The 21,380-nt window shown below is 70.7% G+C and carries 19 protein-coding genes and 1 riboswitch; of the genes, 9 read left to right on the plus strand and 10 right to left on the minus strand.

Going from position 1 to position 21,380, the window contains the following annotated elements; translation table 11 throughout:
- Window positions 1–369 precede the first annotated feature (369 nt).
- A complete protein-coding gene (locus ACFY16_RS27135) occupies window positions 370–1,353 on the minus strand; it encodes a DsbA family protein (RefSeq protein ID WP_390649798.1) in 984 nt (327 codons plus the stop codon).
- Window positions 1,350–1,784 carry an RrF2 family transcriptional regulator gene (locus tag ACFY16_RS27140; RefSeq protein WP_390649799.1) on the minus strand — a complete coding sequence of 145 codons (435 nt, stop codon included), beginning with the start codon at window positions 1,782–1,784 and terminating at the stop codon, window positions 1,350–1,352. Before ACFY16_RS27140 ends, ACFY16_RS27135 begins: the two co-directional genes overlap by 4 nt.
- A 138-nt stretch (window positions 1,785–1,922) precedes the next feature.
- Between ACFY16_RS27140 and ACFY16_RS27145 the strand changes: the two genes are divergently transcribed.
- Together ACFY16_RS27145 and ACFY16_RS27150 are read left to right on the plus strand one after the other, a co-directional pair.
- Window positions 1,923–2,429: a cupin domain-containing protein gene (locus ACFY16_RS27145; RefSeq protein WP_390649800.1), complete on the plus strand. Its 507-nt coding sequence runs from the start codon at window positions 1,923–1,925 to the stop codon at window positions 2,427–2,429.
- Between the two features lie 317 nt (window positions 2,430–2,746).
- On the plus strand, window positions 2,747–4,381 hold the full coding sequence (locus ACFY16_RS27150; protein ID WP_390649801.1) for an IS200/IS605 family accessory protein TnpB-related protein: 1,635 nt from the start codon (window positions 2,747–2,749) through the stop codon (window positions 4,379–4,381).
- Window positions 4,382–4,701: 320 nt separating this feature from the next.
- Here ACFY16_RS27150 and ACFY16_RS27155 read toward each other — a convergent pair whose 3' ends face one another.
- From ACFY16_RS27155 to ACFY16_RS27185, 7 genes are all read right to left on the minus strand, one after another.
- Window positions 4,702–4,836: a hypothetical protein gene (locus tag ACFY16_RS27155; RefSeq protein WP_390649802.1), complete on the minus strand. Its 135-nt coding sequence runs from the start codon at window positions 4,834–4,836 to the stop codon at window positions 4,702–4,704.
- Window positions 4,833–5,873 (minus strand): LLM class flavin-dependent oxidoreductase, encoded by a 1,041-nt coding sequence (locus ACFY16_RS27160; protein WP_390649803.1) that lies wholly within the window; start codon window positions 5,871–5,873, stop codon window positions 4,833–4,835. Before ACFY16_RS27160 ends, ACFY16_RS27155 begins: the two co-directional genes overlap by 4 nt.
- Window positions 5,874–5,886: 13 nt before the next feature.
- Window positions 5,887–7,563, minus strand: a complete 1,677-nt coding sequence (locus tag ACFY16_RS27165; protein WP_390649804.1) for a dipeptide ABC transporter ATP-binding protein — start codon at window positions 7,561–7,563, stop codon at window positions 5,887–5,889.
- Window positions 7,560–8,483, minus strand: coding sequence for an ABC transporter permease (locus ACFY16_RS27170; RefSeq protein WP_390649805.1), 924 nt, complete (start codon window positions 8,481–8,483; stop codon window positions 7,560–7,562). The genes ACFY16_RS27165 and ACFY16_RS27170 overlap by 4 nt, the downstream gene beginning before the upstream one ends.
- On the minus strand, window positions 8,480–9,439 hold the full coding sequence (locus ACFY16_RS27175) for an ABC transporter permease (protein ID WP_390649806.1): 960 nt from the start codon (window positions 9,437–9,439) through the stop codon (window positions 8,480–8,482). The genes ACFY16_RS27170 and ACFY16_RS27175 overlap by 4 nt, the downstream gene beginning before the upstream one ends.
- A gap of 3 nt (window positions 9,440–9,442) precedes the next feature.
- On the minus strand, window positions 9,443–11,062 hold the full coding sequence (locus tag ACFY16_RS27180) for an ABC transporter substrate-binding protein (protein WP_390649807.1): 1,620 nt from the start codon (window positions 11,060–11,062) through the stop codon (window positions 9,443–9,445).
- A 216-nt stretch (window positions 11,063–11,278) separates the two neighbouring features.
- Complete coding sequence (locus tag ACFY16_RS27185) at window positions 11,279–11,410, minus strand: putative leader peptide (RefSeq protein ID WP_390649808.1); 132 nt, start codon at window positions 11,408–11,410, stop codon at window positions 11,279–11,281.
- Between the two features lie 19 nt (window positions 11,411–11,429).
- Window positions 11,430–11,542, minus strand: a riboswitch (SAM riboswitch).
- A 416-nt stretch (window positions 11,543–11,958) separates the two neighbouring features.
- Here ACFY16_RS27185 and ACFY16_RS27190 point away from each other — a divergent pair.
- From ACFY16_RS27190 to ACFY16_RS27220, 7 genes are all read left to right on the plus strand, one after another.
- A complete protein-coding gene (locus tag ACFY16_RS27190) occupies window positions 11,959–13,293 on the plus strand; it encodes an MFS transporter (protein WP_390649809.1) in 1,335 nt (444 codons plus the stop codon).
- Window positions 13,286–14,371 carry an LLM class flavin-dependent oxidoreductase gene (locus ACFY16_RS27195; protein ID WP_390649810.1) on the plus strand — a complete coding sequence of 362 codons (1,086 nt, stop codon included), beginning with the start codon at window positions 13,286–13,288 and terminating at the stop codon, window positions 14,369–14,371. Before ACFY16_RS27190 ends, ACFY16_RS27195 begins: the two co-directional genes overlap by 8 nt.
- Window positions 14,372–14,381: 10 nt before the next feature.
- Window positions 14,382–15,710: an NtaA/DmoA family FMN-dependent monooxygenase gene (locus ACFY16_RS27200; protein ID WP_390649811.1), complete on the plus strand. Its 1,329-nt coding sequence runs from the start codon at window positions 14,382–14,384 to the stop codon at window positions 15,708–15,710.
- Window positions 15,711–16,138: 428 nt separating this feature from the next.
- A complete protein-coding gene (locus tag ACFY16_RS27205) occupies window positions 16,139–16,348 on the plus strand; it encodes a ferredoxin (protein ID WP_390649812.1) in 210 nt (69 codons plus the stop codon).
- The gene (locus ACFY16_RS27210) at window positions 16,338–17,705 is read left to right on the plus strand and encodes an NAD(P)/FAD-dependent oxidoreductase (protein WP_390649813.1); all 1,368 of its coding nucleotides are present in this window, start codon (window positions 16,338–16,340) and stop codon (window positions 17,703–17,705) included. The genes ACFY16_RS27205 and ACFY16_RS27210 overlap by 11 nt, the downstream gene beginning before the upstream one ends.
- Before the next feature lie 36 nt (window positions 17,706–17,741).
- Entirely contained in the window at window positions 17,742–18,953 is a 1,212-nt protein-coding gene (locus tag ACFY16_RS27215) for a cytochrome P450 (protein WP_390649814.1), read from the plus strand.
- Between the two features lie 527 nt (window positions 18,954–19,480).
- Window positions 19,481–20,098 carry a hypothetical protein gene (locus ACFY16_RS27220; RefSeq protein ID WP_390649815.1) on the plus strand — a complete coding sequence of 206 codons (618 nt, stop codon included), beginning with the start codon at window positions 19,481–19,483 and terminating at the stop codon, window positions 20,096–20,098.
- A gap of 359 nt (window positions 20,099–20,457) precedes the next feature.
- Here the strand turns inward: ACFY16_RS27220 and ACFY16_RS27225 are convergent, their stop codons facing one another.
- Window positions 20,458–21,333 carry a hypothetical protein gene (locus tag ACFY16_RS27225; protein WP_390649816.1) on the minus strand — a complete coding sequence of 292 codons (876 nt, stop codon included), beginning with the start codon at window positions 21,331–21,333 and terminating at the stop codon, window positions 20,458–20,460.
- Between the last annotated feature and the right edge of the window lie 47 nt (window positions 21,334–21,380).

A 21,380-nucleotide genomic window follows, 5' to 3' on the forward strand; every position in this document is an offset into this window, starting at 1 on the left:
CGGGAACGAGGGCGGTGTGGGCGCGGCATCGGACGTCGGCGCATGCCGAGACGGGCACGCCGACGCGCTGCGGTGCGCGCAGGGGCATGCCGAACTCAGGGCATGAGAAGTCGGCGGAGTCGCGGGGGAGAGCCGGGATGTGAGAGGGAGGCAGGCAACGAGGTGCGAAGGAGGCGGCGCGCCATGACAGGCACTGGGCGGCCAAGCGGCGTGAGGCCGGAGCCGGCGGTCAGGTGCCTGTGGGCCGTGGGTGGCGGGCGGTCAGCGACAGAGGGCGCTGCAGGTGCGCCGCAGGTCCACGTAGCGGCACACCACACCGGGGTGCGTCGTAAGCATGCTGCACATCCTGGGGTGAGCCGTCAGCGGCTGTCAATGGACATCAAAAGGTGTCTCATTCGGCGGGACGGCCTCTGAGTGCTGATCAGAGCCCTGTCGGAGCACGGCAGGAGAGCTGCGCCGGACAGCCGGGTGCGTCTCTGCCTCCTCGGAATGCAGCCACACGGGGCCGTTGCCCGTCTCCACCCGCACGGCGCCCGCCGGGGGCCACGGACCGTCCGTGAGCAGCCGGCGCTCAGGCTCGGTGAGGCTCCGGTAGCGCGCGAGCGCCTCGGCCGGATCCAGCCGTACCGGGGCCGCCTGCAGCCCCGGCTCCAGGGCGTCGACCGCCGAGGTGTATTCCTCGTAGGGCCGCCAGCCGGGCACTGGGCGGACACCGGCGGGCGAACGGACGAGCAGTGTCGGCAGCGCGTACCGGTACCCACCGTCGGGGGTCTCCTTGACGGCGCCGGGATGCGGGGAGGACCCGTCCGGCACGGACAGCACCTCGCGGACCGGCCGACGTGCCTCGGCATGGTCGGCGCGCACCCGATCGAGGACGGCTGCCGAGGCCGCGTCGGCCGTCAGCCGTTCGTGGTCCAGCCCCGGCATCCCCCGTACCGCCGACAACGCGAGCGCGGGCGTGTCCGCGGGCTCGCCGAGGACGAAGACGCTCTCCCGCAGTCGGCGCAGTACCCGCTCGGCCACATCGGGGCCCTGCAGTTCGGCGGCCTTGGCGACCAGCGAGGCGGGCCATGAACTCGCCGCCACCCGGCTCAGCCTGAACGCCCTGGGGGCGTGGGTGTGCCCGCTGATGTTCTCGACGTAGCGGGAGTACCAGGCGGTCTCGGCGGCCGCATCGGGTGCCGGGTCGTCGTCGTGGTCGAACAGGATGCAGTACACGCGTCGCCAGTGGACCCGGCCGGCGAGTGCCGCACGCAGCCCGCGGAAGACGGGCTCCGACCCCCAGGCCCAGGGGCACAGCGGATCGGTGTACTCCACCACCTCGAGCGGCGCGCGGCCCGTTTCGTCCGTCACGCGGCTCCCTTCCGGTCCAGCGGTTCGCCCACCTTCTCGGGCAGCAGCGCGGTCAGCGTGGTCCCGCCCAGAACGGCGGCGGCATCCGCCTCGATACGGCGCCACACCCCGGGCAGTCCGGTGGCGGGACCCGGGTAGTCGAGCCCGTCCAGCGGCTCGCCCCGCAGCGTGATCAACTCACCGTCCACGGCGCGCGCGACATCGAGCAGGGTGATCTCCTCGGCGGGCCGGCCGAGCCAGTAGCCGCCTTCACAGCCGCGCTGGCTGCGCACCAGACCGGCCCTCCGCAGCTCGCCTACCACGGACTTCAGGAAGCGGAACGGGATCTGCTGCGAGGAGGCGATGGCCTCGCAGGTCAGGGGGCGGTCGGGTTCGCGGGCGAGCTCCAGCAGGGCCCGCGCGGCGTAGTCCGCCTTCGCGGAGATATGCATGCGCACATGATGCCCGACGGGCGGGCCGCCGCCAGGGTTTCCGCCCTTCTCCCACTTATATTGCGGGAACATTGCCGCAGGTGAAGCGCAATGGATACCTCTTGACATCCTTTTCCGGGCCGCTTTAGCGTCCGACCCATGAGCGAGCCGCTGACCACCCCCGGCGAAGGTTTCCACCCTCATCTCGGCGACAGTGCCGACCACCCGACGACGCCCCTCCGCGCCCGACTGCACCACATCCGCGCCGACGAACTCGACGGCGACACCGCCCAGACCGGAGGCATGCGCAGGTTCGCCGCCATCAGCGGCAAGACGGTCGGTTCCGAGAAGCTGTGGATGGGCCAGACGCACGTCGCCCCGTCGACCTCCTCCTCGGACCATCACCACGGCGAGTCCGAGACCGCCATCCATGTGATCAGCGGACACCCCGAGTTCGTCTTCCTCGACGACTCCGACGGCACTCCGCAGGAGATTCGGCTGCGTACCTCTCCGGGCGACTACATCTTCGTCCCCCCGTTCGTGCCGCACCGCGAGGAGAACCCGGATCCCACCGAGGAGGCCGTCGTGGTCATCGCCCGCAGCACCCAGGAGGCGATCGTCGTCAACCTTCCGCGCCTGTACGTCCTGGGGCACGAGGAACACTGAACGGCCGCGCACGGCCTCGGACGTCGGGCGGACCGTGTCCAGTCAACGGACCTCGTCGAGCCTGCCCGTGGCCACATCGAAGACGAAGCCGCGGATGCCGTCCTTGTGCACGACGAAGGGGTTCGGAACTGTTGTCACTTGAGCGTGCACGAGTGCGTTTTCGCGAGCATGAGTGCGCGCCGGCTTCCGCAGCTGGGCGTGCGGACGGGTTTTCGGCCGACGGGAACGGGAGTGTGTCCGTCGAATGCGTGACCTTTGCGGGCGGGGTTCGTTGGGCGGGGTGACGGGATGGTGCGGCGCTGGGTGGGGGTGACGGGATGGGCAGGCTGCGGGAGGTGGCCGCGCCGTTCGTGGTGCCCGGCCCCGCAGGTGTGGCCATCCGGGGCCGGTTGCGGGTGTCGCAGGCGGATGCGGTGGTGCTGGCCGAGGTGGGGGTGTTCCTCGGCTCGCTGGCCGCGGGTGATCTCGCGGTGCGTTCCCGGCAGGGACTGGAGCACGGCAGTGAGAGCTGGGCGGTGCGCAAGCGGGAGTTGACCGGGGTCTGTTCGGCGCGGTGGGCGGGCAGTATCACCAAGGCCACGCACGATCAGTGGGCGCTGGCCCGGCGGGGGCAGGCGGCGGAGATGGCGTGGCTGCGGGGGCAGATCACGCGCATCGAGGCGCGGCTGGCGCGTCCGCTGGGCGCGAAGGCGGACAAGCGGGCGGGGCTGGCGAGGGGGTACGGCTCGCGGTCGGAGTGGCATGCCAAGTCCCGCCGCCTGCACGCGCTCCAGTCCCGACTGGCCCGGGTGGAGGCCAACTGGGTGGTGGGCCGGGTCCATGTGGTGCGCGGCGGGAAGAAGCTCGCCCGTCTGCGCCACCACCCGGATGCAGCCGGGCTGAGCCCGCAGGGCTGGCGGGAGCGGTGGAAGGCGGCACGAATGTTCCTGGCCGCGGACGGGGAGTCCGGCAAACGCTTCGGCAACGAGACGATCCGTATCACCGACACCGGACAGCTCTCCCTCAGACTCCCCGCCGCGCTGGCGCACCTGGCCAACGCCCCGCACGGCCGGTACGTGCTCGATGCGACCGTGCAGTTCACGCACCGGGGTGCGGAGTGGCTGGACCGGATCAGCAACAATCGGGCGGTCGCCTACCGCATCCACCACGACGTCCTGCGGGGCCGCTGGTACGTGACCGCCTCCTGGCAGCGCGCGGCCGCCCCGGTCCTACCACTTCAGGCGGCGCTCGCCCGGGGCGTGGTCGCCGTCGACATGAACGACGACCACCTCGCCGCCTGGCGTCTCGACCCGCACGGCAACCCGGTCGGCGAGCCCCGCCGCTACTTCTACGACCTCACCGGCGCCACCCACCACCGGGATGCACAGATCCGCCACGCCCTCACCAGGCTGCTGCACCACACCCGCACCACCGGCGCGGCAGCCATCGCCGTCGAGGACCTGGACTTCACCGACGGCCGGTGCCGGGAGAAGCACGGCCGCAACAAACGCTTCCGGCGACTGATCTCCCGCTTCCCCACCGCGAAGCTGAGGGCGCGGCTGGTGGCGATGGCCGCCGAACAGGACATCACCATCGTCGCGGTCGACCCGGCCTACACCTCCCGGTGGGGCGCCCAGCACTGGCAGAAGCCCCTCACCACCAGCAACCGACAGGTTTCCCGGCACGATGCGGCGAGCATCGCGATCGGGCGACGCGCCCTCGGACATCCGATCCGGCGACGGACGACACCGCCCCCACACGACCAGAGCGATCGTGCGGGGCATCGGACCGCCCAGGCCCGACCGGAAACCCGAGAGCGTGAGGAACCCCGCCCCCGCATCCCCGGACCACGGACGAGATCCATGCCGCCCGGCAGCGGAGCGAAAGCGGGCGACCAGCGTGCCCAACACCGTTCGGAGCACGCGGCTGAGCAGCGGTCCTGGATGCAGGACGCACTCCCGCTCAGTCCGTAGGAACGGTCCGCCTTGATGCGCGCGATCGACTTGCCGCACGTCGGTGTCCAGATCGGCACGCCTCCGCCGCCCAGGGCGGACGGCTCCCGGTGTCCTTCTGGACCGTGTCCTTGAACCCGTCGTCGGTGAAGGTCAGCATGCCGCAGTCGGTGTGGTGGATGCACGGTCCGCTTGTTGCCGCGGTTGCCTCAGTCGAAGAACAGGCGGCGGCGCCCGCCGTCGACCGGCCGCAGGATCTCGACGTCACCGCTGAAACGGACCTTGCCGCTGCCGTCGAGCGGCGCGAGGCCGAGGTCGGGGACGGCCCTGTGGGCGGGTGCCTACGGGTCCACGGCGTAGTGGGCGGTCGCGGTGAGCACCTCGTACGCCCCGGTGCCGGCGAAGCGGTGGCCTTCGGCGAACGGCTCGCGGGTGTGCACCTCCAGCCGGACGGCCGGCTCCGGACGGGGACTCATCGGGCCGCCTGCTGAACCGCCGAGGAGGCGGGGTGCCAGCCCAGTTCGGGTGCGATCAGGTGTCGTACGTCGTGCAGGATCTGCTCGTATTCCTCCCGGTGGAACTCGTACGGCAGTTCCAGGCGCAGTTCGGACACCTCGGCGATCACAGGATCGGCGGTCAGCCGCTCCAGGATCTGCTCGGCGGTCCCCACGACGTCCGGGGCGAACAGGGTGGGCTTCGGGCCTTGGGGCGTGAGGGTCCGTTCGTGGCGGCTTGCCGCATAGGCGCGGTAGCGGGTCCGGGTGGTCGCGTCGGCGCTGTCGAGCGGCACGATCACCCGGCCCAGGGCCACGCGCGCCGGACGGTCCCCGGACAGCGTGCGCCGGTATTCGGACAGCAGGTTCAGCTGGGCCGTGGTGAAGTCGTCGGTGCCCTCGCCGGTGACGATGTTGCCGGACAGCAGACCGAGGCCGTTCTCGGCGGCCCAGCGGACCGAGCGCAGGCTCCCGCCGCCGTACCAGATCCGCCCTGCCAGCCCGGGGGCGTGCGGTTGCAGATGGGGGCGCTGGACGTTGCCCGGCGAGTGTATGACCGCGTCCGGGGCGCCGAGGTAGTCGCCGCGCAGGTTCTCGACGACCCGGGCGATCCTGCCGTACGACAGGTCGAAGCCGCGCCAGTCCCCGTCGTACACCAGGTCGCCGAGCAGGTCGGCGTGCGGCATCCCGGTGCTGAAACCGATCTGGAGCCGGCCTTGGGACAGCACATCGGCCAGCGCGAGGTCCTCGGCCAGGCGGAACGGGCTCTCGTAGCCGATGGGGATGACCGCGGTGCCGAGCTCGATCCGCTCGGTGCGCTGGCCGGCCGCGGCGAGGAACACGGCCGCCGAGCCGACGCCGTGTTCGAGGTGGCGCTGCCTGATCCAGGCGCCGTCGTAGCCGAGCCGTTCGCCGTACTCGAACAGCTGGAGCGTCTCCTCCAGACCCGGGTAGGGGTCGTCGTCGGCGAAGTTGCCGGGCGTGAGAAAGGCCAGCGACGTGATGGTGGGATTGCTCATGGGACGACGGTCCTCAACTCGTGGTGGTTTCCGTGGCGGGGGAGGGGAGGCCGCCGCCGGGTATCGCCGCGAGCAGTTCGCGGGTGTACTCGTGGCGGGGCTCGGTGAACAGGTCCTCGGGCGGGCCCGTCTCGACGACGTGTCCGGCCCGCATGACGGCGACCTGGTGCGCGATCTGCCGCACGACGGCCAGGTCGTGGGAGATGAACAGGTACGCCACGCCGGTGTCCTCCTGCAACTCGGCCAGCAGGTCAAGGACTTGGGCCTGGACGGACACGTCGAGCGCGGAGACGGGTTCGTCGCACACCACCAGGTCGGGCGAGAGGGCGAGGGCACGGGCGATGGCCACGCGCTGGCGCTGTCCGCCGGACAGCTCCGCGGGGCGGCGCTCCAGCGTCGAGGCGGGCAGCGCGACCCGGTCGAGCAGTTCGCGGGCGCGGGCGAGACGGGAGGCGCGGTCGCCGACCTTGAACGCCCGCAGCGGCTCGGTGATCACCTCGCCGATGGAGAAGCGCGGGTCGAGCGATGCGTACGGATTCTGGTAGACGAGCTGCGCGCGGCGGCGCAGCAGCCTGGCCTGGGCACCCTTGGCGGCGGTGACGTCGGTGCCGTCGAAGAGGACCTGTCCGGAGGTCGCGTCGGTGAGGCGGAGCACCAGGCGGGCGGTGGTGGACTTGCCCGAGCCCGATTCGCCGACCAGGGCGAGGGTCTGCCCGCGCCGCAGGGTGAGGCTGACGTCGTCGACCGCGCGCAGGGTCCGGGCCTCGCCGCCGGCACGTGGCAGCCTGAACTCCTTGACCAGGTTGCGTACTTCGACCAGGGGTGCCGCGTCGGCCGGCACGGCGGAGACCGGGGCACGGGGCCGGGCCGTGGTCAGGCTCGGGGCGCTGGCCAGCAGCCGCCGGGTGTACTCGTGCCGGGGGTCGGCCAGGACGGCACGGGTCTCACCCGCCTCGACGACCTTGCCCTGCTCCATGACGACCAGGCGCTGCGAGCGGTCTGCGGCCACCCCGAGGTCATGGGTCACGAGCAGGATCGCGGTGCCCGACTCCTCGGTGAGGTGCTGGAGATGGTCGAGGATGACGCGCTGCACGGTGACGTCGAGCGCGCTGGTCGGCTCGTCGGCAACGATCAGCCTGGGCTTCGCGGCGATGGCGACGGCGATCAGCACCCGTTGCCGCATGCCGCCGGACAGCTCGTGCGGGTACTGCCGGGCGCGGACGGCCGCGTCGGACAGCCCGGCCCGGCCCAGCACGGCGACCGCCTCGGCAGCTGCCGTACGACGGGTCGCGAGACCGTGGATGCGCAGCACCTCGGCGACCTGCTCGCCGATCCGCTTGACCGGGTTGAGCGAGACCGTCGGATCCTGCGGGACCAGCCCGATCTGCGCGCCGCGCACGGTGCGCAGCTCCGCCTCCGACAGCGTGGCGAGGTCATGCCGGCCGAAGCGGACCGTGCCTTGGTCGATGGTGCCGTTCGCCGCCAGCAGCCGGGTGACGGCGTGCGCGGTGGTGCTCTTGCCGGAGCCGGACTCGCCGACCACGGCGGTCACCTGCCCGGGCCATACGTCGAGGTCCACGCCTCGCACGGCCGGTACCGTACCGCTGCGGGTGCGGTACGACACGGACAGGTCGCGAATCTCCAGCAGTGGTGTGGTCACGTCCTCACCGTTCTCCCGTTCGTCGGTCATCGCTGCCGGGACCATTCGCCGTCCAGCGCCCTGGCGATGCGGTTGGTGGCCAGCACGGTCGCGGCGATCGCCAGGCCGGGCAGCGCGGTCAGCCACCAGGCGTTGGCCAGGTAGTTGCGGCCGTCGGAGATCAACGTCCCCCATTCGGGGGCCGGCGGCGGCGCGCCGTAGCCGAGGAAGCTCAGCGCCGACACGGCCAGGATCGAGGCGCCGAAGTCCAGCGTGGCCAGCACGATCACCGGGCCGGCGGCGTTGGGCAGGACGTGCCGTGCCAGCACCGAGTACCAGCGGGCCCCGCAGGAGCGGGACGCCTCGACGAAGACCGCCTGCCGTACCCGCAGGACCTCGGCGCGCGCCACCCGGGCGAAGGAGGCGACGCTCGCGATGCCGACCGCGACCGCCACCTTCACCGTCCCGTACCCGAGCGCGGTGACGAGGGCCAGCGACAGGAACAGCGCCGGGATGGAGAGGAGGACGTCGACGAAGCGCATCAGCACGTCGTCCACCCAGCGGCCCACGAATCCGGCGACCACACCGAGCAGACCACCGACCACGAACGCGACCAGGACCGCGATCAGTGTGGCCTTGAGGGACAGTTGGGCGCCGTGGACCACGCGGGAGAACACGTCGCGTCCCAGTTCGTCCGTGCCGAACCAGTGACTGCCGCTCGGGCCGCGGAAGTTCTGGGACGGCACCCCCTTCAGGGGGTCCTGCGAGGTGAGCAGATCCGGCCAGAACGAGGCCAGTACCACCAGCGCGAGCACGGCGGCCGACAGCAGCAGACCGGGGCGGCGCAGCAGGAACCGCAGCACCTGCCGTACGTCGGCACGGCGGCTCGGTTGCGCAGGGGATCCCGCCTCGACCGGCCGGGCGAGGCCGAGGGCGGCCTCGGCCTGATCGTCGACAAGGCTCTGACTCATGCGAAGCTCGCCCTCCTGTCCGAGGCCACCACGATCCGCGGGTCCAGCAGGGGATAGACGAGGTCGACGACCAGGTTCGTCGCCACGAAGATCAACGCCCCGAACACCACCACCCCCTGGACCAGCGGGATGTCCTGGGAGGTGACCGCCGCCGCGGTCACCCGGCCCAGACCGTCGCGGGAGAACACCGTCTCGACGACCACCGAACCGGCGATCAGCTGCCCGACCAGCAGACCGACGACCGTCAGCGCGGGCAGTGACGCGTTGCGCAGCGCGTGCCGCAGATGCACCCGCCACCGGCCGGCGCCCTTGGCGCGCGCGGTCTCCAAATAGGCCTGGTCCAGGGCGGTGCGCAGGCTCTTGGCCAGTACCTGCGCGACCTGCGCGCCGGTCGGGATCGCCAACGTCAGGGCCGGCAGTACCAGGCCTCGCAGCCCGTCGTTGCCGAATGCCGGGAACCAGTGCAGCCGGAAGGAGAACGCCTCGACGAGCAGCAGCCCCACCCAGAACGTCGGGACCGACACCCCGAGCGGGGGCAGCGACAGCAGCAGCTGCCGTAGCCACCGCTGACCGGTGTACGTCGCCACCACCGCGAGACCGCCGCCGAGCACCACCGCGAGCAGCAGCGCGGCAGCGGTCAACTGGAGTGTCTGCGGCAGCGCGTCGGCCAGGGTGGAGGTCACCGGGTGGCCGGTGGAGACCGCGTCGCCGAAGTCCCCGCGCACCGCCCGGCCGAGATACTCGGCGTACTGCACCAGCACCGGCTTGTCGAAGCCGTACTCGTGCCGCAGCGCGGCGAGTTGGGCCGGATCGACCTGCCCCGAGTCCATCCCGGCACCGGCCATCGCGGTCACCGGGTCACCGGGCAGGAAGTCCAGCACCAGGAACGACACCGTGTAGGCCGCCCACAGCACCCCGACCGCCTGCGCCAGCCGCTTGATCACATAGCGACGCATGCGCTAACCGATCCAGGTGTCGTGCAGCTGGATCCGGCTGCCCGAGTCGAAGGCGAGGTCGTGCACCTTCTTCGACACGCCCAGCTGGGTCTGGAGCTCCACCACCGGCGCGTAGTAAGCGTTCTGCACGAGCAGCTTCTGTGCCTCGACCACCAGCTGCTTGCGCTTCGCGGTGTCCGTGGTCGCGGCCTGCGCGGACAGCGCCGTGTCCAGTGAACTGGCGGACAGGTGGTAGAAGTTGCCCAGCTGGGTGGAGAAGGAGCTGCGCAGAATGTCGGGGTCGGAGCGGGTCACGTTGCCCCACACCACGTCGAAGTCACCCGACTGGAGCGTGGTGGAGAACTGGCTGACCTGGAGCTGCTTGAGCACCACGTCGACCCCGACGGCGTTCAGTTGCTGCTGGACCAGCTCGAGTGCGGGCTGGTTGGTGGCGGAGTTGGGGAACCAGGTGATGGTCAGGCTCAGCTTCTTGCCGTCCTTGGTGCGGCTGCCGTCGCTGCCCGCCTTCCAACCGGCGGTGTCCAGCAGGGACTTCGCCCTGGCCGCGTCGAAGGCGAGGTCTGAGGCGAGGTTGGTGTAGTCGGGTGTGGTGTGCGCCAGGACGCTGGTCGCCGGCTGGGTGCCGGTCGGGAACACGGTGTCGGCGATCTGCTGCCGGTCGATGGCGGACAGGATCGCCTGGCGCACCTTTGTTTCCTTCAGGACAGGCCGAGCGTTGTTGAACCCGAGACCGAACACCACGCCGGGGTTGGCCCGGCGAAGGAGGGTGACCCGACCGCCCTTGAGCGCCGCCTCGTTGGCCTTTCCGACGCTGCTGATCGCGTCCACCTGCCCGGACTGGAGACTGCCGGCCCGGACCCCTGCCTCGGGCACCACCTTGAACACCAGCTTGTCCAGGTAGGCCTCGCCCTTCTTGGACCACAGCGAGGAGCCCCAGGCGTAGCCGGTGCGCTTGGCCAGGGTGATCGACTGGTTCTGCACATACTGCTTCAGTACGAACGGCCCGGATCCGATCACGCCGTCGCTGCACTTCTGCTGCGGGGTCTTCTTCACGCTGGCCGACGACTCGATGCCCAGCGAGTGGGTCGAGGTCGCCTGGAGGAACTGGGCGTTGGGCACCTTGAACGTCACCTTGACGGTGAGCGGGTCCACCACGGTGGTGCTCTTGACGCCGCTCAGATAGCCCTGGGCGAGGGTCCCCAGGGCGCCGAGCTTCGGCACCGCGTCGAAGTTGTCCTTGACCACCTGTGCGGTCAGCTCCGACCCGTCGCTGAAGGTGACACCCGACCGCAGGTGGAATGTGAACGTCGTCGCCTCGGCGTCGATGTCCCAGCTCTTGGCCAGCCACGGCACGATCTTGCCGGTCTCGGGGTCCTGGTCGGTCAGGGAGTCCACGCTCTGGCGCACCGAGTAGATGCTTTCGTTGCTGCCGGACTGTTGCGGGTCCACGCAGCCGGCGTCGGAACCCACCGCGAAGGTCAAGGTGCCGCCGGACTTCGCCGGGCGGCTTCCGCTGCCGGAGTCGTCACCGCCCGACCCGCAGGCGGTCAGCAGAACACTGGTGGTCAGCAGGGCGGCCAGGGGCGCCCATTGGGAGAGTCTGATATCCGGGAGTGCTTTCACGGAAGGGTTTCTCCTACTCGTGTTCACCAGGCACGGGGTGCCGTGCGAGGCACGGCCGTACATGGGCGTGCGGGCCCGGCCGGATCGACACCGGCAGCGGGGGAGCGCTGTACAGACAGGGGGCCAGGGAGAAAGACACCGAGAGCGGTGGCAAGGAGAAAAGTACGAAGAAGCCGTGGCTGGGTAACGGACGTCAGTCGACGCCGACCGAGCTCGTCAGGCCTGACAGAGGCAGCTGGTCGAGCGCTTCAGATCGATGTGGCGTCGGCGCGAGAGCTGGGAGAACGCCGTGGCGTCGGTGAAGGAGACAGCCGGGTCACCACAGTGCCGCATGCCGGTCCTCCCCATCTCCGGCCCCGGTCCCGGGGCCACGCGCTTGCGGGAATTGTCGTGATCCCGCCGGGCTTTCACCTGGAGCACCCCACCGCGCGGGAGGGTTGCCGGTCAGCGAGCCAGGGCTTGACGCTGACACTCAATGCCCGTCGCGATGCTACGGAGCGGCCTTGTCGTACGTCAATGCCGGAATCGGGCGCCCTGTTCGAGAAGGCGGGGCCGTCTCACGTGCCGGGACGCGTGGTGGACGCTCCTCGCGCCGTGTGCTTTGATCCGGCCATGGAGACCGCAGGTCAGGCACGCACCGTGCTGCTCGATCCCTTCTGGGTGGGCCGCCGCGCCGATCAGTTCGACCAGACCTGTCGCTGACCACTCGCTCCCTTCAGTCCTTTCTGCGCCCGTGCACCGCCGTGCCTTCGCGCGGATCCGGACCGGCATCGCCGGCCGCCTCCGGTGGGGAACCCGTCGTGCGGCCCTTCTCCGCCCGCCTCGGCCGCCCCGGGGCTCTCCCTGCGACGCGTCCGTCGCGTGCACCACCTGGCCGACCCATCGGAAAGAGACGCATGGCCGTCAACAGCACCGCCCCGGCAGGGGTGTTCGCCGCGCTGCGGGTCCGTGACTATCGGATCTACTGGAGCACGGGTCTGGTGTCCAACGTCGGCAGCGCCATGCAGGGTGTCGCGCTGGACTGGTACGTCCTGACGCTCACCCACAGCGGGACCGCGCTCGGCTGGGTCGTGGGCCTTCAGTTCGCCCCAGTGCTGCTGTTCGGCCTGTGGGGCGGGGTCATAGCCGACCGGTACGACCGGCGGGCCCTGCTGCTGTGGACCCAGACGCTGTACGCCGTGCAGGCCCTGCTCCTGACGGTGATGGTGCTCTCCGGCCATGCCCCGCTGTGGCTTCTGTACGTCCTGTCCTTCGCCCTGGGCTGCGTGTTCACGGTGGAGAACCCCGCTCGGCTGTCCTTCGTCACCGAACTGGTCGGCCGGGCTCTGATCCCGAAGGCGGCGGGCCTGAACATCCTGTCCCTGAACGCCGCCCGCCTGATCGGCCCGGCGATCGCCGGTGTGCTGGTCGGGGCGATCGGTACCGGGTGGGTGTTCGCTCTCAACGCCGTGTCCTTCACGGTCGTCCTCGCGGGTCTGCTGTCGATCCGTCCACGGGCGCCGGAGACACGCGCCGTCTCCCGGCCCCCGTGGACGGGAGCGGGGGCGGAGGGGCTGCGCTATGTGGCCGCGCGGCCCGAACTCGTCGGCGTGTTCACGATCTTCGGCCTGGTCGCCACCTTCGCGGTCAACTTCCCGACCACGCTGACCCTGTTCGCCGGCCGGGTCTTCGACGTCGGCTCCCGGGGGCTCGGCATCATGAACACGGCCCTGGCCATCGGCACCGTCGCCGGGACGATCGCCGCCACGCGCGGTGTCTCGCCCCGGGTGCGGACCGTCGTGGTCGGCGCGTTGCTGTTCGGCGGTTTCGAAGCACTGGCGGCGGTCATGCCCACGTACCCCGCCTTCCTCGCCTTGTTGCTGCCCGCCGGTTTCACACTGATGACGCTGAACACGGCGGTGAGCGCCTTCGTCCAGTCGGAGGTCAGCGACGCCATGCGCGGCCGGGTCATGGCGGTCTACACAGTGATCTCCATGGGCGGCGGCCCGGTCGGCGCCCCCGTCATCGGCTGGATCTCCCAGCACGCGGGAGTGCGCTGCGGACTGGCCACGGGCGCCGCGACCGCCGTCCTGGCGGCGGTCGGCGTGGCGCTATGGCTGGCACGGGCGTCACCCTCGGCGCCCGTCCTGGCCGCGCCGCCGATCTCCCGGTCCGTGGCGACCGGTCGCCCCACTGCTTCTGACCGCACACCTGAATCCGAACCGTCCACCGGAGGAACTCCCCATGACTGACCGCCACACCGGGCTGCCCGGTCTGCGCCTCGCCCTTGAGGCCGACGGAGGTGGTGCCCACCCCGCCGCCCAAGCGGCCCCGACTCCGCAGGCGGTGCGGGAGGCGGCCGTCTCCGCCGAGCACGCCGGCTTCGCCCTCGTCACCTTCGCCGACACGCCGCTGCCGCCCGGCACCGGCCCGGAGCCCGTCGGCCGTATCGAGGCCGGAACCCGCGCGGCGTACGTCTCGGGCCTCACCGACCGCATCGGACTCGCGCCCACGCTGCACATCACGACCACCGAGCCCTTCCACCTCGCCACCCAACTGGCGGGCCTCGACCACGCATCGCACGGCCGGGCCGCCTGGCTGGTGGGAGCGGCGGCCGGCGCGGACGACCTCGCCACCGTCGGACGATCCCTGCTCCCCGTCGATGCGCTGCACCGGGAGATCGCGGACGTCGTCGACACCGCCCGTGCCCTGTGGGACTCCTGGGAGGACGACGCGGTCATCAAGGACGCCGCCACCGGCCGCTTCCTGGACCCGGACCGCGTGCACCACATCGACTTCGAGGGCGCCTCCTTCACCGTCAAGGGTCCCCTGATCACGCCCCGCCCGCCGCAGGGGCAGATCGTCGTCCTCGCCCCGGACGCGCTGGAGATCGACGAACGCGCCGACGTGATCCTGGTGGCCCGCCCCACGATCGCCGAAATCGCCTCCCGCACGGCCACCGCCCGGGAGAGCGGCGCACCCCTGGTCTTCGCCGAGGTGGAGGTCGTACTCGACACCGCCGTCCCGGCCGCCGACCGGCTGGCCGAGCTGAACAGCACGGCCGCGTGGCCGGAGACCGGACGGCTGCGCCACACCGGCTCCCCGGAAGCGCTGACCGGACTCCTCACCGAACTCGCCCGGTCCGTCGACGGCGTACGGCTGCACCCTGCCGTCCTCGCCGACGACCTGCCCGTCCTGGCCGACCGGGTGCTGCCCGCCCTGGCCGCCGCCGGACTCCACCATCCGCCCCGTCCCGGCGCCACGCTGCGCACCACGCTCGGTCTGCCCCGCCCCGCCAACCGATTCGCCGCCGCGACCACGAACGCCTGAGGTGACCGCCATGACCGAACCGTCCTCCCGTCCCCAGCTCCACCTCGGCCTGTTCTTCACGGGCGTGGGACCCCAGCTGATCTGGACCGACCCCGACGCCCCCTCGCACACCGCGATCGAGACCTTCGTCGACGTGGTGCGAACGCTGGAGCGGGGACTCTTCGACGCCTTCTTCCTCGGCGAGGGACTGCGGGTGCGCGAGAACCGGGGAAGGATCTTCGACCTCGACGTGGCCGGTCGCCCCGACGCCATCACCCAACTGTCCGCGCTGGCGGCCGTCACCGAGCGGATCGGCCTGGTGGCCACCCAGAACACCACCTACAACTACCCGGCCGATCTCGCGCGCCGCCTGGCGAGCCTCGACGTGCTGTCCGCAGGCCGGGCCGGATGGAACATCGTCACCACCGACAACGCCTGGACCGGAGCCAACTTCCGGCAGGGAGGCTGGCTGGAGCACGAACGCCGTTACGACCGCGCGGGACAGTTCGTCGACACGGCCAAGGAACTGTGGTCGTCCTGGGACGGCCGAGGCCCTGCCCGCCTGGTCGAGAGGGACACCGACCTGGTTCGGCTGCGGGCCACCGCCACCGTACCGGTGAGCCCACAGGGCAGGCCGGTGCTCTTCCAGGCGGGAGACTCCGACGGCGGCCGCGAACTCGCCGCCCGCCACGCCGACGTCGTCTTCTCCGCCAACACCGAGTACGGCAAGGCCGTCGCCTACGCGGCCGACCTGCGCGACCGGCTGGCCCGGCACGGCCGGTCCCCGGACTCGCTGCGGATCCTGCCGGGCGCGAGCGTCGTCCTCGGCGACACCCCGGCGGAGGCGGAGGAGAAGGCCCGCTGGGTGCGCGGGGAGCAGATCAACGGGCCCCGGGCGCTCGCCTTCCTGGAGCAGTACTGGGGCACCGACCTGTCCGCCTACGACCCGGACGGACCGCTGCCCGACATCGAGCCCAGCGAGGACGAACTCGACCCCTCACGCGGCACGATCGCGATCGCGCACCGCACCGGCAAAACCGCCCTGATCCGCAAGTGGCGCGAGCTGGCGACCGAACGGGACCTGTCGATACGGCAGTTGGTGCTGGAGGTGGCACCGGGCCACCCGGCGTTCGTCGGCACGCCCTCAGCGGTCGCCGACGAGTGGACCCGCTACGTCACCACCCGCGCCGTCGACGGATTCAACATCGTGCCCCACCTGCTCCCGTCGTCGGTCACCGACATCGTCGACAAGCTGGTCCCGGAACTCCAGAACCGAGGCGTCTACCGTACGGAATACAGGGGCAGCACCCTGCGTGACCATCTGGAACTGCCGCCGCTCGCCGCCACGCAGGTCGACTGAGCGAACCTCCCACCTCCGCCTCAACACCATTTTCGGGAACAAGGCGGAACTGCGGCGTCGTGCCGGAGGCCCGGAGGTGTCCCTGCACCGTTCCTAACCAGTGTGCACAGGTGCCCACTGCTGCGTACTGGGCGCATCCCGAACGGTTTTGGATGCGCTCGGTTCCCGCTTTCGCTTCCCGTTCGGCGACGGCCCTCCAGGGGGCCGGTCCCTGCTGGGTGGGCGGGTCCCTCACGCCACTGCCTGAGCCGGTTCGAGCGGACGGGATGAGCCCGGCCGTCGGTGTGGTCGCCGGGGCGCGCGGCCGCTCCACGGCGGCCTTCGTCGCTCTGCGTGCACCCCCGGACGGGTCAGCCGAGCTGCCGTCGGCCGCTGTCTGGACTCAGGATCGTCAGTGGACGGCTGCGCGACGCGAGGAGTGGTTGGGGATGCGGATTGTTGTGGATCTCAACCGCTGCCAGGGGTACGCGCAGTGCGTGTTCCTCGCTCCGAACCTGTTCGAACTGCACGGCGAGGAGGCACTGCTGTACAACCCAGAGGTCCCCGAGGACCAGCTCGAACACGTTCAGCGGGCCGCGGCTGCCTGCCCGGTGCAGGCCGTCCTCGTGGGAGAAGAGGCGAGCACAGTTGTCCAGTGATCTGCGCAGCGGCCGGATTGTCATCGTCGGAGCATCGCTGGCCGGGCTGCGCGCCGCCGAGACCCTCCGCGAGAAGGGCTTCACCGGCTCGCTGACCGTGGTCGGCGACGAGCCCCATCCGCCCTACGACCGGCCGCCGCTGTCCAAGCAGGTGCTGCTCGGCAAGGCGGCGGCGACCTCCGTCGAGTTGCCGATGCGTCGTGACCCGGAGGCGGACTGGCAGCTCGGGGTCCGCGCCACCGGACTCGACCCGATGGACAAGCGGGTGCTGCTCTCCGACGGCAGGTCCCTGTCGTTCGACCGGCTGCTGATCGCCACCGGAACCCGGGCCCGGCCCTGGCCGAATGCGGACGAGGGCGCCCTGGACGGGGTGTTCACCCTGCGCACCATCGAGGACGCGGGCCGTCTTGCCGAGCGCCTGGACGCCGGGCCGCGCCGGGTCCTGGTGATCGGCGCCGGGTTCACCGGCTCCGAGATCGCCTCCGCGTGCCGAGAGCGGGGCATCGACGTGACGGTCGCGGAGCGCGGGCCCGCGCCCCTGGTGGGGGCGCTCGGCGGAACGCTCGGCAAGTTCGCGGCACGTCTGCACCGCGCCCACGGCGTGGACCTGCGGACCGGGGTGACGGTCACCGCGCTGCGCGGGAACGGCCGGTTCACCGGCGCGGACCTCTCCGACGGCAGCCATGTCGAGGCCGATGTCGCCGTGGTCGCCCTCGGGGCGGTCCGCAACACCGAGTGGCTGGTGGACTCCGGCCTTGCCGCCGGGCCGCGCGGGGTCGCCTGCGACGCCGGATGCCGCGCCTTCGACATGTACGGGATCGTCACCGACGACGTCTTCGTGGCCGGCGACGTGGCCCGTTTCCCACACCCCCTCTTCGAGTATCAGATGCTCTCCCTGGAGCACTGGGGCAATGCGGTGGAGCAGGCCGAGGTGGCGGCCCACAACATGGTCAATCCGGGGCCGCGCCGACGCCCGCACCTGACGGTCCCGGCCTTCTGGTCGAGCCAGTTCGGCCTCAACATCAAGTCCGTCGGCGTCCCCACCTTCTCCGACCAGGTGGTCATCGCCCAGGGCTCGGTCGAGGACGAACGCCTGGTGGCGGTGTACGGCTACCGGGGCCGGATCACGGCCGCGGTCACCGTCAACATGGCCAAGTGGCTGGAGCACTACCAGCGCCTGATCGAGACGGCCGCCCCGTTCCCGCCCGAGCCCGGCGCCGCCGACCGCCGGGCCGCCGCCGACTTCCCGATCCCCTCCGACGTGCCGGACCCCAAGGTACTTTCGCACGGCCCCACCGTCGCCCTCACCGGCCATCTGCCGGACCGCCGGTTGACCAGGGTGTGGCCCGCCGGCTGACACCACCCTCCCTCCCAGTCGACGAGGAGTCCCGGCATGACCGCCGACACCCTGCTGGCACGGATCACCGACTACGCCAACCGCCCCAACCCCTACCCGCTCTACGCCGAACTCCGCGAGGCAGGTCCCGTGGTGCGCCAGACGGACGGCAGCTATCTGGTCGGCACGTACCACGAGATCAACTCGCTGCTGCACGACCCGTGCATCAGCTCCGACATCCGCAACCTCGCCGTCCCGCTCAGCGGCCTGCCCGACGAGGAGCGGCAATCGCCGGCCTTCATCCGGCTCGACGACCCCGAGCACCAGCGGCTGCGCAGCATCGCGATGCGGCCGTTCGGACCACCGCACAGCCCGGGACGGGTCGACGCCCTGCGGGGGGAGATCACGCAGATCACCGAGGAGCTGATCGACGCGTTCGGGGACCGCAAGCAGATCGACATCGTCGACGACTTCGCCTACCCCCTGCCCGTCACGGTCATCTGCCGGCTGCTGGGCGTGCCGCGTGAGGACGAGCCGACCTTCCGCACATGGTCCTCAGCGATCATCGAGGCCGCCGACGTCCGGCCAGGCGAGGACCGCACCGAGCACGAACGGGCCGGGGAACAGGCCCGGGCGGAAACGGGCCGTTACCTCATCGACCTTGCCGAGCGCCGCCGCGGCCACCCGACCGACGACATGCTGTCCGCGTTCGTCAACGAGCAGGATCCAGCCGCGCGCCTCACCCCTGAGGAACTGGCGGTCACCGGCACGACTCTGCTGGTCGCCGGGCACGAGACCACCGTCAACCTGATCACCAACGGCCTGCTCACCCTGCTGCGCCATCCCGATCAGATGGAACACCTGCGCCGTGAACCCGCCCTGATGCCGAAGGCGGTGGAGGAACTGCTGCGCTACGAGCCCCCGGTCCACATGCTGCCGCGGCGCACCCCGCTCGCCGACGTGGAGATCGCGGGTACCACCATCCCCAAGGGCGCACGGCTGCTGCTGATGCTGGCCTCCGGCAACCGCGACCCCAGGCGCTTCCGCGACCCCGAGCAGTTCGACCCGACGCGCGAGGACAACCAGCACTTCGGCTTCGGCAGCGGCATCCACATCTGCTATGGCGCGGCGCTGGCCCGCCTGGAAGCACAGATCGCGCTGAACACGCTGATTCATCGCCTAGGCACCCCGAGCCTGGTCGAGGACCCGCCCCCGTACCGGACCAGCGCCACGCTCCGGGGCCCCCGCCACCTGCTCGTCGACATCTGAACCGTGAGCGATGGCGCCGCCCGCTGTACTGTCATCGGGCCGATCGAGTCGAAGAGCCCACACCGCGAACGCCGTTCTGGCTCCGATGATCGCTGGTAGTCCACGACGTGGATGCGCCGGCTGCTGATGAGGCTCACGGCATCATGTCAGAGCCCTCCGACTCCAGTACCCCGCTCCAGCGGGCGGGCCGCCGGAATCGGGTACGAATTGCGCTTCCCCGGCGAAGGCACCGCCGACCTCACCCTCCAGCAGCTCCGCGGCTGCGAAAGAACCCGCATCCGCAAACTCTGCACCACCACTCCCGACGCAACGGCGCGCCCCGGATTCAAACACGACCACAAACCCGGCGACGCTTTCGCCGCAGGCGACGCCGTCAACCGTCTGATCACATCGCGGGGCCGTAGACGAAGCAGCTGTGATGGCGCGACGGACTGAGCTCAGCTGCGGGTCGCTGGTGAGCTGGTGCTCTGGGGGATTGAGTACGGGTACTCATGTGGGCGGTCGTCAGCAGCCTGCATGGTACGGACATGCGATCGATTCTCCTCCCGAAGTCCTTGCTGGCGGCCGCGCTCGGCGGCGTCGTTGTCCTGGCCGGCTTCGGCACGCAGAACGCCACCGCCGATCAATCCTCTACGGCCGGCGTCGCCTCGGCGACCGACGATGCGGAGACGCGGTTCCTGGAGTTGGCGAACCTCATCTCGCAGAGCTGCGCTCCGGACGTCTCCAACAGCACCGATGATGTGGCACCGGCTTCCACGGCCGACACCACGGCAGCGGAGCCGACCCCCGACTCCACCATGCCCATCCTGGTCGATGAGGTGCCGCTGACCGCGGGAGAGCAGTGCGCCGCCGAGAGGCACGCACGGCGCATCAGCCGGGCGTTCTCGGGCATGGACACGGCCACGTACGAGCAGATGCAGACGAAGCTGACGAGCCTGAACTACCCGGCGGCGCGGATCTACCGCATGCCGGACTTCTCGGGCGAGCCCGTGGCAAGGCTCGACCTGCGCGTGGGGGCCGACCACTTGGCTCTGGAGGTCACCGGTACCTACCTGGGCGTGATGGTCGAGGCGTTCGGCGCTCCGGAGGGCGTGAGCGTGACCGAGGTGCGCCTGAAGCCGCAGCTGGACGCGCCCACATCCTGAGGCCCCCGCCGACGCCCACCGGGCCGTGCCGCCGGGTCACGCCGAGAGCGTCGACTCCGGCGGCGTGGCACCACTGCCGGTCCAGGTGTTCACGCCGTACGACTCCACCTACAACGCAGTGGAACTGCCCCGCACTGGTCAACTCCGAACCCCGGCACGTCCACTTCGAGAATTCCGCTGATGCGCACGAAAGCGCGCTGCAATGCGCCTCCGACCGAACTCCCGCCGGAAGGATGGAGGGTTGACCCAGCGTCAAGGTCAAGCCCGCTCCGCCATGGCATCCAGATCGCCGGCGCTGATGCGGGTCGTCCCGTGATGCGTTCCGTCGCTTTGCCGCTTCCAGGTCCGGGACTTGGTGGTCAGGCACCATCCCGGCTTGTCCGCGGCGAAGCAGTTACCGCCCTGAGCGAACGACTTTCTGGGTCGGGTGTTGTGACGGGGGCGTTGAGTCGCGAGTGGGCGGCCTCGAGGAACGATTCCCGGGCGGCGTGGAATCTCTCGATCAATTGAATGATGTCCACCGGGTTCTCCGCGTCGTTCAGGAGGTCGTGGATCTGCTCGTCGGTCAGCCCGCCCAAGCCCCCAAGGATCCGTCGTGCATGCCCTCGCGCCTCCCAATAATCGGCTCCCCGACCGCGCTGGCGGTTGGCAGCATCGTGTGCTTCGCCAAGCCGATGGAGAGCATCCCAGACATGGGTGAGGCGAGACCCCGCTTCTTCCTCGAACAGGTTGAGGGTGGCCCGTGCGCGTTCGGCCGCGCCCCATCGCAATCCACCTATGGCATATCGGCGTCCCGTTTCCAGCAATTCGTTGGCGACCTCACCCAGTTCCGATGATTCGAGACGCACGACGTAATACGCGGTGGTGGCCCGGTGCAGGACCTCGTCGGCTGCTGTGTGCGCAGCCTCGATCTCGTCGTGCGAAGCGGCTTGGTCCATCGGCGTCGACAAGCGATCCAGCTCCGCCGTGATGACCAGGAATTGCACACAGGCGTCCCGCTGGACACCTCGCCGCCAGTGATCATGGTTGGACGATGCCGTTGCGAGTGCTGCCAGGTATGTCCCCTCCGCCTGGGCCAGTGCCCCTCGCATCGTCCAGCGGCCGACCATGAGAGCGGCCGGAATGCCGATCGCGGCGACCGCCGCTGCCGATATTGCTCCAATACCCGAAAGATCCACGGCCACATCCTGGTGCATCGCTGCCTTGCCGTCGTAGAAGAGAAGGTCGTCCGCCACTACCAGGAGCACCTCCACCGACGGCGCCAGGTTCGGCCGGAGGACGA

This window comes from Streptomyces sp. NPDC001315, from assembly GCF_042896175.1.
GTDB lineage: Bacteria > Actinomycetota > Actinomycetes > Streptomycetales > Streptomycetaceae > Streptomyces.